Annotated in this window: 11 protein-coding genes; 6 read left to right on the forward strand and 5 right to left on the reverse strand. The window is 46.9% G+C overall.

Annotated features, from left to right (window positions below):
* Nucleotides 1-390 precede the first annotated feature (390 nt).
* The 3 genes from QUB26_RS25080 to QUB26_RS25090 all read right to left on the reverse strand — a co-directional run bounded on the left by QUB26_RS25080 (nucleotide 391) and on the right by QUB26_RS25090 (nucleotide 3,511).
* Entirely contained in the window at nucleotides 391-1,602 is a 1,212-nt protein-coding gene (locus QUB26_RS25080) for a histidine kinase (RefSeq protein WP_333241743.1), read from the reverse strand.
* 391 nt (nucleotides 1,603-1,993) lie between these two features.
* Nucleotides 1,994-2,476, reverse strand: a complete 483-nt coding sequence (locus QUB26_RS25085; RefSeq protein WP_333052400.1) for a BON domain-containing protein — start codon at nucleotides 2,474-2,476, stop codon at nucleotides 1,994-1,996.
* A 480-nt stretch (nucleotides 2,477-2,956) separates the two neighbouring features.
* The gene (locus QUB26_RS25090; RefSeq protein WP_333241745.1) at nucleotides 2,957-3,511 is read right to left on the reverse strand and encodes a hypothetical protein; all 555 of its coding nucleotides are present in this window, start codon (nucleotides 3,509-3,511) and stop codon (nucleotides 2,957-2,959) included.
* Nucleotides 3,512-3,580: 69 nt separating this feature from the next.
* Here QUB26_RS25090 and QUB26_RS25095 point away from each other — a divergent pair, with 69 nt between their 5' ends.
* Both QUB26_RS25095 and QUB26_RS25100 read left to right on the forward strand, forming a co-directional pair.
* Nucleotides 3,581-4,981 carry an S-layer homology domain-containing protein gene (locus tag QUB26_RS25095; protein WP_333241747.1) on the forward strand — a complete coding sequence of 467 codons (1,401 nt, stop codon included), beginning with the start codon at nucleotides 3,581-3,583 and terminating at the stop codon, nucleotides 4,979-4,981.
* Between the two features lie 639 nt (nucleotides 4,982-5,620).
* Nucleotides 5,621-6,655: a histidine kinase gene (locus QUB26_RS25100; protein WP_333320169.1), complete on the forward strand. Its 1,035-nt coding sequence runs from the start codon at nucleotides 5,621-5,623 to the stop codon at nucleotides 6,653-6,655.
* A 326-nt stretch (nucleotides 6,656-6,981) separates the two neighbouring features.
* On the opposite strand, the gene QUB26_RS25105 is transcribed toward QUB26_RS25100, so the two are convergent.
* Both QUB26_RS25105 and holA read right to left on the reverse strand, forming a co-directional pair.
* A complete protein-coding gene (locus QUB26_RS25105; RefSeq protein ID WP_333320171.1) occupies nucleotides 6,982-7,971 on the reverse strand; it encodes a hypothetical protein in 990 nt (329 codons plus the stop codon).
* Between the two features lie 229 nt (nucleotides 7,972-8,200).
* Entirely contained in the window at nucleotides 8,201-9,178 is a 978-nt protein-coding gene (gene holA, locus QUB26_RS25110) for a DNA polymerase III subunit delta (RefSeq protein WP_333320173.1), read from the reverse strand.
* A 173-nt stretch (nucleotides 9,179-9,351) separates the two neighbouring features.
* Between holA and QUB26_RS25115 the strand changes: the two genes are divergently transcribed.
* The 4 genes from QUB26_RS25115 to QUB26_RS25130 all read left to right on the forward strand — a co-directional run bounded on the left by QUB26_RS25115 (nucleotide 9,352) and on the right by QUB26_RS25130 (nucleotide 13,725).
* Nucleotides 9,352-10,092, forward strand: a complete 741-nt coding sequence (locus QUB26_RS25115) for a DUF1868 domain-containing protein (protein WP_333241767.1) — start codon at nucleotides 9,352-9,354, stop codon at nucleotides 10,090-10,092.
* Between the two features lie 407 nt (nucleotides 10,093-10,499).
* Entirely contained in the window at nucleotides 10,500-11,804 is a 1,305-nt protein-coding gene (gene cbiE / locus QUB26_RS25120; protein WP_333241755.1) for a precorrin-6y C5,15-methyltransferase (decarboxylating) subunit CbiE, read from the forward strand.
* 376 nt (nucleotides 11,805-12,180) lie between these two features.
* Complete coding sequence (locus tag QUB26_RS25125) at nucleotides 12,181-12,879, forward strand: hypothetical protein (protein WP_333320176.1); 699 nt, start codon at nucleotides 12,181-12,183, stop codon at nucleotides 12,877-12,879.
* Between the two features lie 3 nt (nucleotides 12,880-12,882).
* On the forward strand, nucleotides 12,883-13,725 hold the full coding sequence (locus QUB26_RS25130) for a DUF1822 family protein (RefSeq protein WP_333320178.1): 843 nt from the start codon (nucleotides 12,883-12,885) through the stop codon (nucleotides 13,723-13,725).
* Nucleotides 13,726-13,910: the final 185 nt, after the last annotated feature.

The raw sequence follows: 13,910 nt of genomic DNA on the forward strand, positions 1-13,910 counted from the left end.
AACTGGGCAATATCTGCTGTAATTTATGTCATCAAATTTGATAATACTGCGGGGTTGGCAATCGAGCTGTAGTGAGTGTTACAGAGTAAAAAACTGCTGCTGATTTAGGCTATAAAAATTAAGGGAGCCCATCGCTCCTCCGGCGCAAAGCCCAGCTCACGGATTGAGCCCCTAATCCAAATTAAACTTTTGACAGGGAGCTTTTTTAACTTTCCAGAACAAAACAAAAGCCAGCTTTCAGAGAAAAAGCCGACTTTTGAGATAATTTTACCGACGAAGCGTAAAACCGCTAGCTCGCCACTGTTGCTTGGATCGCTTTCTACAATCCGAGTGCGCGAGTGCGACTACCCTGCAGAAAGTAGAAACCATACCCAAACAAAGTCTGAATGATTAAATCCGACGGTTGCCCGTAACGCCCTGATTGGGATCGTAAATACCAGGCGTAGTATCAACCCCTGGAGTGCCCGGTGCGCCGTAATCAGCGCGAGCACTATCGACGCTGGGATTATAGTCGTAGGTGTTCCAATGTTGAATACCTCCGCGGCTCAGAATGCTTTCGGCTTTAGCGACTTCTGCTTCGCTGCCGTCAACCAGTACCAAGTAATCTCCTTTCGCCACGCGATCGTTGTATACTTTAGCTTCCTCTTCGGGAATTCCCATACCGACTAAAGCTCCGATCAAGCCCCCTGCTGCCGCACCCAAAGCTGTACCGGCAAGTGTAGTGGCGATCGCCGTAGCTGAGGCTCCTGCCAGCATAATCGGCCCGATGCCCGGAATTGCCACTAGGCCCAGACCTACCAACAAGCCTGTCAAACCGCCCAAAGTGCCACCTGTGAGGGCGCCTTTTGTGGCCCCTTCATCGGCCTTGTTGTCCGTGCTGTCGTGCACGTCAATGCCTGCGATGTCGCCCTTGGAGTCAGCATCCTTAGCGATGACCGAAACCCGATTCATGTCGAAACCGGCAGTTCTCAGTTCTCCCAGTGCGTGTTCCGTCTCGCGGCGGGTGGAAAATACTCCCACGGCGCGCTTCTGGCGACCCGAAGCTCTGCGGCCGGTGTCTGCTGGCACATCGTAAATGCCCCAATCCTGAATGCCCCGCACAGTCATAATTCCTTCGGCTGTGGCAAGTTCGGCATCTGTTCCTTCTACGAATACCAAATATTCTCCGCGCGAGACGCGATCGTTATAAGCTTTAGCTTTATCTTCAGGAACTCCCAAACCGACCAAACCGCCGACCAAACCGCCTGCTGCAGCCCCAATCGCGCCTCCGACTACAGTATCTGCCAGCAGAGTTGCGATCGCACCCCCCGCCATCACCGGGCCAACTCCCGGAATCGCTAGCGCTCCAATGCTTCCGAGTAACCCAATCAAACCGCCCGTCACGACTCCCGCTGTCGCCCCTGCTTTGGCGCCACCACCGACTTTCTCGTCGGTACTCTTACCAGCGCTAGCGCCCGCAATTTCGCTGTTATCTAGCTTTTCCCCAACTACCGAAACTTTATTCATCGGAAACCCGGTACTTTGCAGCTCCATCAGGGCTAGTTCCGTATCTCGGTAATTAGAAAATGCTCCTACAGCTCGCTTGTGTTGACCTAAAGCCATTTTTTTTCTCCTGAAAAATATACTACTTTTACACAACCACAGAATTTATGCTCTGCCATCAATCACATTTAGTCATTTTTTCCCAACAATTTTCATCGGTCGCTGGGAATAACTTCCCACTCTATCTTCAGGTTGGTTTCCCACTAATTGTCCGGGATGGGAAATCGGAAATTGGGAAGGGGAAGTTGCAGGTATTGCGTGAGTTTTGAATGGGTGAATTTAAAATTCAATTTAAACTCTTTCACTTTAAAACCCAGCTCTCCCTAGAGAGTCACCTAAGCCTTGTAATCTGCTCCGCAAGCAATCTTACAATGCCAAACTTTACCCTCTTCCCTCAGACTTCTCTCCTACTAGATAACTATATCTTTCCCTCGGACTTCTTCCGGCTCATTTATTGATTGCTGCTAGGCGATGCGGGTGCAGCAGGGGCGACAACAGCCGTAACATTCACATCTTTGACACCCTTAATCTCTTTAGCTAGCGGCTCAATTTTAGCTAGATCAGTTTGATTGGGAACTGTGCCACCTACGGTGACAAGCCCGTCTTTGGCCTCCACAGTTAGCTGACCTTTAGTGATGTTTACTTCTAACTTGGAGCGCACTTCACTTTGGAGGTCGCCATCGGCTCTTATGGCATCGCCTCCCGTCACATTGTTGCGCTGTTCTCTGGCCCTAATATCAGAATTTGCTTGGTTTTGGCGAATCTGGCTAGTGGCGTCACCCTGAGTTTTTTGAACAGTCTCGGCTGGGGGCGGGCTAGTGGTATTTCCTGTGGCAGAATTAGGAGCATCAGCGCTCGTTTTAGCCACGTCGCTGCAAGCAGCACCTCCAAATAATAGGATGCCGCTGAGGAGAATTGGTGTTAATTTGTTCATAATAGGTTAATACCCTCCGGGTAAGCTTTCTATGAGGCTGACTTAGTTGAGCCAGATGGGAGCGAGATGGAGCAAGACAGCATCTTTGTTTGTGCTTTCTGGTTTGTGCTTTCTGCAATTTAAAAATCCTTATATCAAATATATAAACTTGAGCAAGTATCTACATCGCTCCACGGGTGTAAAATTTATCTATGTCGTTAGATAGAGTACAAAAAATACCATAAGGTATTACGTGAAATCAAGCGTAATTTAGTTCTGACTACATTCTTCCTCAAAAACGCGGTTGATGGGAATCTTTTTTGTTGCCCAAGTCAAGATTTTCCTGAACACCCAGTTGCCAAGCATAAGTTTTATTAATAAATTAGATAACCGCTCCCCACTCGTTTTTCTCTCTTTCCTGGAATCTGTGACTTATTCCTTCAACATTTCTCCGTTAAATCCGTTAAATATCGTACACTACCCATTACCCAACTTCCTGCTTCAAAATAAACGAAAAGAGTCGAGAAATTTTTGAGCATTTTCTGGTTCTGAGGTACTGGCTACCAGCCCATAAACGCGCGTTTCTACCAAAAAAACTTGACCTACACCTACAGGTTCAGTGGGGGAAAGCGGCTGAAACTCAAATTCTTTTCCCGGATAGCCTCCGAGGGAAATATCCCGCACTTGCAAGAGTTTAGCATTCGCCGCCACTACGAAAACATCAACGGCACTATTTAAAGTTATTCTGATATTATTGATATTATTGTTCCTCAGCCGAAAATCTAGGTCAAAGTATTGAAGCAAATAAGTTTCTTTGTTTTTTAAGTTCGATCGGTATGTATGAGCAATAATTTGATTTGAAAAAATTTCGGAATTAATTTTGGGATTTGCCGGCATATCGATCGCAAATTGACCTATCGCCGAGCAAAATGGCTGCCACTCTGGCATCTGAATGGCTGTCTGTAGCGGGGCTGGTTGAGATGCAGCAGGACGGGCAAACTTGACAGGGTATGAAAGTAATGTAGCAGTAACTAGAAGTAAATACAGAAATTTCATTTGGGTAATAAATATATTTGCCCGATCGATCTGCGCTAGCCTAGAAATATATCTGCAAAGGGGCGATTTATGCTGAATATTATATTTACTCAACGGCGCGGCAACTCTCAAGGACGATCTAAAATCACTAAAACCAATAAAACCAATATACTCGCTGCTGTAAATACTTGGCTAGCTGTGTGTCTGCTGGCTGCTGTCACAGCTTGTGCAAACAGCCCCAACAGCAAGGCCCTCGAAGAATCTTTAGCCGCCGATCCGCAATTAAAACAAAATCCAGTAGTTTTCTCTTCCCCGCCACCAGCGACAGCAATTGAGACAAACTCTACCGCCAAACTTCCTCCGGATTTCCCGACAGAGATTCCACTCTATCCTAATGCTGAGTTAATCGAAGTTGGTGGGCCAACCGATCCGTCGCAAAAAAATGTGCGACTGCGGTGGGAAAGCACAGATCCTGTTAATTCGGTTCAGAACTTTTACTCCACAGAGTTTGGGCGTCGCAACTGGGAAATAGTCAGCCGCCCCACCGCCGAGGGACAAGGTTCTTTGGTAGCAACGCGAGATAATTTACGGGTAACAGTGTCGCTTTCTCCTACTCAGAAAGTAGGGGGTTCTACAGAATTTGCGATCGACTACAGCAAAGAAAGCCCCGAAATTGCAGCCAGTCCCCAACCTAATAATTCCGAGTCTAGCGCATCTCCATCCGCTTCACCAACTCCCTCTAATTCAGAGGGAACTACTCCAACACCATCTGCATCGCCAAAATCAGCACAAGTTAGCCAACTAGACACCCAAATTCCTCAACAGTTGCGGCAGTTTGTGGCAGATTTAAGTCAGTTGGAAGTGCTAAAAGTGCGAACTACAGAAAGCGCTAATTTAGAAACTGCCAGCAGTTTACCCAAACCCAACAAAATTATTACTCGCCGCGAATACGCCCGCTGGTTAGTCGCAGCTAACAACCAGATTTATGCTAGCCGTCAAGCCAAACAAATTAGATTAGCAGTAGACTCTAGCGAACCAGCCTTTTCTGACGTACCCAAAACTGACCCGGATTTTTCAGCAATTCAAGGTTTAGCAGAAGCCGGTGTAATTCCGAGTTCGCTTTCTGGAGAAACTAAAGATGTGAAATTTCGCCCGGATGCACCTTTAACTCGCGAAACAATGATTCTCTGGAAAGTGCCTTTAGATAGTCGTCAAGTTTTGCCGACAGCTAACATTGAAGGAGTGAAAGAAAAGTGGGGTTTTCAAGATGCTTCTAAGATTGATTCCCAGGCGTCGCGGGCAGTTTTAGCTGATTTTAACAATGGAGATTTGGCGAATATTCGCCGGGTTTTTGGTTTTACTACTTTGTTTCAGCCGAAGAAATCAGTCACTCGTGCCGAAGCTGCTGCTAGTTTGTGGTATTTTGGCGTTCAAGATCAGGGATTGTCTGCTAAAGATGCCCTGGAAGCAAAGTCTCCACCTGCTGAGTAGAGTTGTGTGGGGTTGTTAAAAGTTTTGAACACAGCATCTACTTAGCCAAAACAAAGCAACCGGGTTTTTTTTCTGTAAGCAAACCCGGTTTTTGCGTCCAAGACTGACGAAATTGTACCAATTTTTGATTAATCGGCGTGCGATCGCCCGCCACAAAAATTGCAGCTTGAGTTTCTAGGATTTCGGTGAATATGGCTGACCCAGAAACCGACTTTTATCTACGAAAATGCCCTAGACAACGCGAGGCATATCCGCTGAAAAACCTTTTTTCTTTAATTCCTTTGGGGGAGTTCTCGTAAAAAACCTGTATATTATAAATCGGCTTTTCTGTCGTTGTGGCCTACCCTAGGGGATAGATTTTTTTTTAATCTTAATTTCTGTATCCTGCCATACAACCGCTGCATTTGGCCGGCAAATTTTCTACATATTTTAACTAATATCGTTTCCGGTTGTATCGGAATGATTTAACCGCAGAGGGCGCAGAGAACGCAGAGGGAGAGAATACAGAGAGGAATACAGGACGATGCTACCGGATTTGATATAACACTTTCTTCAAAACTCTCAGTAGGATTCCGGATGGCTTAGCGGCCTTAACGATAAATGAAAAACAGTGTTTGAGCTCTTGGAGAGCATTTTTTAATGTACGATATTACCTTATTTACCCCGCAAGACATGGCGAAATGCAGCTTAGTCCTGCGCCATTTAGGTAGAAATACTGCTAGTATGGAAGCCAGCAGCCAGAAGATTGTTAACTATATTTACCGACATTTTTGCGATTCGCAAACTGGAGAAAATACCTGTGCCTTAGTGCGTTTGTTCAAAACTCATCCCTACGGGGAATTAGAAGACTCATTGCAACAATCCGCGCGCCGCTTGATGAAGGGCAATTCCCCCGCCGCCGACATGAAATGTTGGACTCTGCTAGCAGCCGCAGGCACAGAACCGCAGTGGAATTCTCGGCACACCGCAGCAGAAAATACAGCTATTCCATTAGTTAGCACAAAATTAGTGGCTCAAATGCCGGCGATTTCGGAAATAATCCGGCAGTTTGGTTTAGACATTCCTACATTCCTCGGAATTGAGCGAGAAAGGTTCCTGCAATTAGAACCCGCAGTATTAAATATTTTTCACGTATCAGAGGCAAAAGGCAGCCCCTTTATTCCTGAGCAAAATTCCTTAATTATCCCCTACCAAGTCAAGTCTGTCTTGGCATTTGGGGGACTTCTGCCGTCAGGAAGTGTGTTTGCGGTAGTGATGTTCCTAAAAGTTAAAATTCCCCAAAGCACGGCTGAAATATTTAAAGATTTGGCACTTAGTGTCAAAACCGCATTATCCCAGCCCGAAAAAAAAAGTGTTTTTGACTATTCAGAAATTTCTAAAATTTTTGTTACTAATAACAATATTGCCGAAACCCAATTACTTGAATATCAGGTGGCTAATCTGATTCAATTGCTGGACTTTTCAGAACAAGAAATGCTCAGACAAGCCGCTCGGTTTCAAGAGACAATTGACAATTTACAGCGCGAAATTGCCGAGTACAAAAATAAGGAAGAAGCTTTCAAAGTAAGCCAAAATTCATTTACAGGCATCCTCAATATTCCCAAAGATGCTATTGTGCGCGTAGAGGAAAATCAAGGAATTCAGCGTTTTAATCAAGGGGAAGAACAAATTTAAACTAAGCTCTGTGTTTAGGAATGAGAATTAAATAACTTCCACTCTTGAAAGTGGGATGGGCCTAAGAGCCCATCCAAAAAGGACGGGCTCTTAGGCCCATCCCACAATAACAATTAAAATTGTAAGTTATTTAATTCGCGATCCTTAGCAACCAGGCTGACGGGGTTGTCACGCCGTCAGAGCAATAGGTAAAGTTAAATGAAATTTTAATAAAATTGAAAAAAGTCAAAAGTAAGAAAGCTTTCAGTAAAAACAAGTTTTTTTACTTTTGGCTTTTGACTTTTGACTTTTAGCACATCGAGTATTCAACTCAAAACTCAAAACTCTTAAGGCGCTGCTGCTGCCCTGCGGTTGGCAACAATCAGGTTAGCCTGATATTCTGCCGCTTTTTGCTGAGCCTTTTGATAGTTAGGGCTGGTTGACGGTACGGCTCTCATGAGCTTAACCGCTTGTTGCCACTGGCTTGCTACTGCGATCCACTCATTTTGAGACTGAGCCGTCTGGGCCGAAATTGCTGCCTTCTGAGCTGTGTTAACGGCTTCTCTCCAAGAGTCAGGCTTAGGCGCGGCGGCTTTTGGTGCAGGTGAGGCTGGAGCTGGGCTTGCTGGCGCTGTAGCAGTGGGATCGGGTTTTGGTGCAGGGGAGGCTGCCTGTGGGGTGCCCGGAGATGCGGCGGTCGAGGATGCAGCGGCTTTAGAAGGGGGAGATGCGGGTTTCGGGGAAGGGGAAGCAGCTTCGGGGGCGATGGGTTCTGGGTTAGAGTCGCCGAAGGGGAAAGTTTTAGTAAAGAAAAGCCCTGCGATCGCCGCCAGAGGTACTAAGATACCCACAGGTATTACCCATTTGGGAAATTGTTTTTTCGGAGGCGGGGCTTCATCTTCGTATTCGTCTTCGTCTTCCTCGTCGTCATCTCGATCGAATTCTCCTTCTTGATAATAGTCTTCCTCTTCGGGCTCGACATCACCTAAACCTACAGAGTCGTCAGGCATTCCACTATCCAAGGGGTAAGGCATGGAATTTGCAGGCATCAGATCAATTTCATCTTCCCACGCAGGCTCACCGTCACCTGTTCGACGCCCGTAAACCTTTACAGTGTGAATTGATTCGAGTCCCAGCTTCGTCATGCCGGTGCGGATGAAATCGACCAATACCATTTGATCCGGTACTTTGTCTGCCTCCAGAATTATGTGGAGGCAGCCGTTGTCCCGCGTCACATCGGCGTTGATGCCTTTGGGTTTGAGTGTACGGTTGATGCTAGATGCGATCGCTTTTGGATCGCCTTGCTTGAGCAGTTCCCGCGGGTTCTGTTGTGTCATGGGTAGCGCTCTTTTTTTGGGGGGGGTGGAGAGCCGGCAAATAATATTAACCGATCGGCATTCGGCGGACAATATTTATTTACCACATTAACTTCTACTTTGGCATTCTGAGAGTATTTCTAGTATCTATTGACCTTTTGGCCTGCGATCGGGCATCAAGCACATAGCCACTATCGAAATTTGTTGTAAAAATTTACAGTAGGGGGCAGATCCTGTGCCCTGTCGCGCATCAGCGAAACAAGCTAGAAAGTTCTATAACTTTGGTTTGCAAGGTTGAGTTTTCTTCCCGCCCCCGCTTTAAAGAAGCTTCTAACTCTAGGAGCAAAGGCAAACTTTTTTGCAGTTTTTCTAAGCTGGCATTCTTGACTTCTTGCCGAAAATAGTATACTCGTTTTGGATTGCCGAGATCGAGAGCTTGAGCAATTTTATCATCGCGATCGCCCGCTTGGATCATCGCCTTTACCCACAGCCAAATCCGAAACTTACCAGTCAAGCCAGCCACAATCCTCAAACCAGGCTCGCTGCGGCCAGTTAAGCCGGCCAGTAAATCCAAAGCGGCGGAGGTATTGCCCTCGCGAATCGCATCAGCTAGCTGGAAGGTATTTTGGGCGTGACAGTGCACGAGTGCTGCAACTTCTTCCGGGTTCAGAGGTTGGCTGCGGTTGCCCGCAAACAGTCGCAATTTTTCGAGTTCGCTGTATAGCCCGCGGGTATCGCTGCCAATGGATTCGGCCAAAAGTTCGATCGCTGTGGCGGTCAATTTTACGTTCATTTCGCCCGCGACTTGGCGCACCCGCTGGGCTAATTCTTTGTCATTCCAAGGCGGAATCGGTGAAAATTCCCGCACTTGGGCGGACTGGGAAATTAACTTGGTAGACTTGAGCCGGCTGTCGGGTTTTTTGACGGATGTCAGCAGCAGCACGGTGGTAGGGGGAATTACCGGCAGTGTTCGTTCAAATTGGGCTAACAGTTCAGGAGAGCACTGCTGCGTTACAGTCGTATTTGCCAGCCAGACAAAACGGCTGCCGGTACCGAAGGGCGGCGTTAAGGCTCGATCGAGCCCTTCGACCACAGATCCGGCGGAATCGGCAATAATTTTGTCATAGTTAAAACTAGCCCAGTTGGGGTCGAGGACTGTTTGGCGCAAACTTGTCACAGCCTGCGCCATCGCAAAGTCGTCTTCCCCCCAAAACAGGTAAATTTGCATAAACGCTCACTAGCCAAAAAAATCAGAGTTGCAGGCGAGGCTTGTCCAACATATCCTGAATAGGGCTGTTGGAAGCCCGCGCCATAATATAAAATTTGGTGTGGGAGTATGTCACCGCGAGGAAATCAAGATTGGATGATACTTATCAAGCTTACGTAAATCGGGTGGCGCGAATGACGCTGCTGGACTCCTACAAGTCCCAGGTGGAACACATTCAGGAATCTCCAAAATTTAAGCCCGACGAAGCAGGCCGGAGAAATCCTGTACCTTTTCCAGGTTATTCGGTGATTACGCCCCCTGCGGGGGAAGATGCAGAAAATGCTGCATTGTATAGTAATTTGCACTCGATCCAACAACGGCTATTGCAGGAAATAGCGGAAGGTGCGATCGTGGCACTGCCTCCTGATACCTTCCATTTAACCGTAGCCGATTTGATTTGGAGCAGCGCTTTTCGAGATGCCTCTGATAAAAATCCCGAATTTGAGGAGCAACTGCGCTCGCGCATGGCCGATCGTTTTGCCGCCTGTAAACCCTTGGCGGGCGGCGCTCCCATTCGCTGGATAGTGCTGGGGTTGATGGTGATGACTAGAGCTGTGGGTGTTTGTTTGGCACCGACGGACGAAAACTCTTACAAGCAAATTCTGGAGTTTCGCCGATCGATCTATCAAAATCCCGATTTAATGGCTTTGGGAATTGAACAGCAATATCATTTCACGGCACACATTACTCTGGGTTATTTTGGGGACATCGGGCCGAACCTTGACCGCGCTCGCTTGTGCGCTTTGCTGTCAGAGTTAAACGAGCAATGGCTGGACACGCCGCAAGAACTGTCCGTAAACCGAGTGGAACTGCGGAAGTTTGACGACATGACCACCTATCTCCGGCAACCGGAATGGCCTGTTTTTGAGTTTTAACGAAGGAAGAAGGAAGAGGGAAGAAGGAAGAGGGAAGAAGGAAGAAGGAAGAGGGAAGAAGGAAGAAGGAAGATTTTTTCCCATCTCCCACTCTTCCCATCTCCCACTCTTCCCATCTCCCACTCTTTCGCCCCCTCTCCCCCTCTCCCCTGTGACAATAGTCAGGATATTGGCTATTAAGGGATCAGAATTAAATAAAATCCACTTTTCATGACTGTTGTGGGATGGGCGTCCCGCCCGTCTATCGGGGACGGGCGGGACGCCCATCCCACAAGAAAAAAGGGAAATTATTTAATTGACGATCCTAAATGCTTTAATTATTTTTGTTTGACATTAAAGTCAAGGAAACAATTTATGAAAAACCAGGAAAAATCAGTAATTCTGGTTTTTTACTTTTTGCTTAAAAAGTGACAGTACACGTTGTTGGTATAGGTTTAGATGGAGCTGCGGGGCTGAGCGAATCGGCGCGGCAGGTTGTAGAAATGGCCGCTTTGCTCATAGGGAGCGATCGCCATTTGAGCTATTTTCCCCAGCACGACGGAGAGCGCTGGGCGTTGGAAGATTTGACCGAAGCAATTCTGGAAATTCGGCGCTGGTGGGCGACTGAACCGGAATTAGAACCCTCTGCAGGGACGGTGGAACCCCGCGATCGACCGATCGTAATTTTAGTGGCCGGCGACCCGCTGTTCTACGGCTGGGGAAAGTTGTTAATTTCCCAATTGCCTGCAGAAAAATTGACTTTTCACCCCCATGTCAGTTCTGTGCAGTTGGCTTTTAACCGCTTGAGAATCCCTTGGCAAGATGCTCATTGTGTAGGCTCTCAAGGACGCTATTTTGAGGAGCTGACGGCGAAGCTGAAGCTCGGTGTGGAGAAGATTGCGGTGCTGGCGGACGAAGCTCATACTCCGGCTTTACTGGCAAGTTTGGTGAAAGCTCTAGATTTGCCGACACGCTACAAGTTTTGGGTTTGCGAAAATTTGGGGGCTGCCGAGGAACGGGTAAGCCCCAAGTCTCTGGAAGCTTTGCTGGGAGAGTCTTTTGCACCGCTGAGCGTGGTGGTGATGCTGCGGGAACCCCCGCCGGGGACGGAACCTTTGGATTTGGAAAAGTTGCCTTTGTTGGGAATACCGGATGCAGCTTTTATCGGTTGTGGAGATAAGCCGGGTTTGACGGTTGAACGGGAAGTGCGGGTGTTGGTTTTGGCACAATTGGCTTTGCAACCGGGACAAGTTGTCTGGGATGTGGGTGCTGGTAACGGTTCTGTGTCGATCGAGATTGCTCGTTTATTCCCGCAGTCTGAGGTTTATGCGATCGAACAAACGGTTTCTGGTACTTCGGCGATCGAGTTCAACTATGGCCGTTTTGGGCTGCAAAATGTGTTTTCGATTCACGGAACCGCCCCGGAAATTTTGCACCGCTTGCGTCCTCCGCACCGGATTTTTATTGGCGGCAGTGGCGGAGGGTTGACTAAAATTTTGGGTGTTTGCGCGCTGCGGCTGCTCCCTGGAGGCTCGATCGTGTTGGCTTTGGATGCTTTTGAGGATATTGCTACTGTTTTGAGCTGGATGGGCGATCGGGTGCGCCGGGAACCGCACTGGAGTTACCGAATCGTGCAAGTGCAGTTATCTCGTTCTGTGGCTGGGGGGAATTCAACTCGTTTTGATGCGTTGCGGCCAGTTTCGATTGTGACGATCGATCGACATTTGAATTAATCTGAAATCAGTCATATCAAGTCCGCGCTTCATCGTCGGGCCTAAAATCGAGTCAACATTCAACACTCAACTATCATTCAGTTTGGCTACCCCGAATCAACAATTAACAGTCATGAGGAGTGCAAACCGCAATTGATATAATATCATGTCTAGTCGAGCGATCGCGATTTTTGTAAGGGCCCGTGAGCCAACAATACCTGCCAATAATGGACAATCTCAAAAACCCGCCCCGACCGGGATATTATGGTTAATCGATCGGACACGATCTAACTCTAACTTTCGGGTGCACGCAGAACACAGAGCATCCTCTGGTTAGCGGAGAATCTCCAAGCGGTGCAACAATGATTTTAGAACTCAAATAATTAATGTAACACCCATGGATCAAATGCTGCGCCAACTAATTGAGGAGGTATGCGAGTATCCCCAAAACAGCTCCCAAAGGCGCAAAGCGATGAACCGATTGCTCGCCGAACTGCAGGAACTTCCCGGACTACTGCGATCTGCACATCCCGATTATTTAGACGCCTTAAATAAAACCTGGGTATGGGTGAACAAAAGCATTTGCTCGAACTTCAAGCTTAGCGATCCGAATGTGTCAAGACGACTGCGACAATGGATAAATAGTTACCTAGAGTGGCGCATTAAGGATTTGAATTTACCTTCTCAACCGCCCACCTACAGTTTAGATGCCCTCATAGGAGGCTCAGATACTACAACCGCGTTGCTGGATGTGCTTTCAGAAACAAGTTTTTCTACTCCTACCCGCAGTGGTTTGGATGGCTATATAGCACTTTTAGAGCAAGAAAATTATCAGAATATTATTCAACAGCTAGAACAATACGTCCAAGAAGACCCCGATGGGAAATTTCGCTCCTGTCATCCTAAAAATCATCCAGAGTGTAACTGTCAAGTTCTCACATTAAAGGTGCTGTTTAAAACCACCCCTGACAAGTTTACTGCGATCGCCAAAGAATTTAACATCAACTACCAAACTCTAAAATCACACTGGGAAAGGAACTGTCGCCCCTTGCTCCAAGCGATCGCATTAGAGCTAGGATACACAAGAGAGGATTAAATTATGCAAAGCACAAACCCAACGCTATTGACAGTTCCACTAGGTACTGAGGCTCACCGCACCGCTCGAAAATTTGCGGCCGAAACTCTGCAACTCGCTCCTGAATTGACAAAGCATGAGGCTGCCAAACGAGTTTATGTGAATACTTTAGCAGTTTATGTTGTCTATAGTTACCTCAAATGGCAAGCCTACGAACCCGATTTAATTCAAGGCGATAGTTGGCATCCAGTCGTCCGTGCCCAGTGGGATATTGCTGATTTGGTGTTACCAGGGATGGGTAAATTAGAATGCCGCCCGGTTTGGTTTGGAGAAAGTGCGATCGTAGTTCCACCAGCAGCCATAGAAGACAGAATCGGCTATGTAATAGTTGAATTTGGCGAAAAATTAGACTCAGGGAAACTGCTAGGATTTACCCCATCACTGGATAATTCTCCGTTGCCAAGCCAGATCCAGATTGCAGAGATCCAAAACTTAGATGCTCTGATCGATCATCTCTATCGTCTGGAATTAGGAAATCAGTTTTTGAGAAGTGACGATCCAGTAGCCGTAGAAGTGCGACAACTCTTAGAAACACAAAATTTTTCCGAAATTATCGCTCAATTAGAGCGCATTTACCGAACTACTAAACCCATTAAATGGCGGTATGCAGGAGCAGATGTATTAGTCGGTAGTCTTCCTATTAATCCTCATCATCAAATAGTTGAGTCTTCTGCTGAACAACAGGCTTTTATGGGAGAAATTGGTCGAGAAGAAAAAGTTATCTCCGCAGATTTACACCGCCAACAATTAGCCCAAAAGATTCTAAATAAATTAGCCGGGATTTGGGAGATTGAAACAAAAACTTAAATATTTATTGTTTCCACCAAACTGAGAACATCCCATGTTGTAAAAAGCATTTTTTAGGAATGCGAGTATCATGCTCGCTTGCCTATATATTTGTAACGATACAGATACGTAAGGATTCAGGTCTTTGATTGGGGAATAAGAGAAGGCATGAAAAAGTTACAAGAATGGGCAGATATAGCATCACG

This window comes from Microcoleus sp. B4-C1, assembly GCF_036705285.1.
Lineage (GTDB): Bacteria > Cyanobacteriota > Cyanobacteriia > Cyanobacteriales > Microcoleaceae > Microcoleus.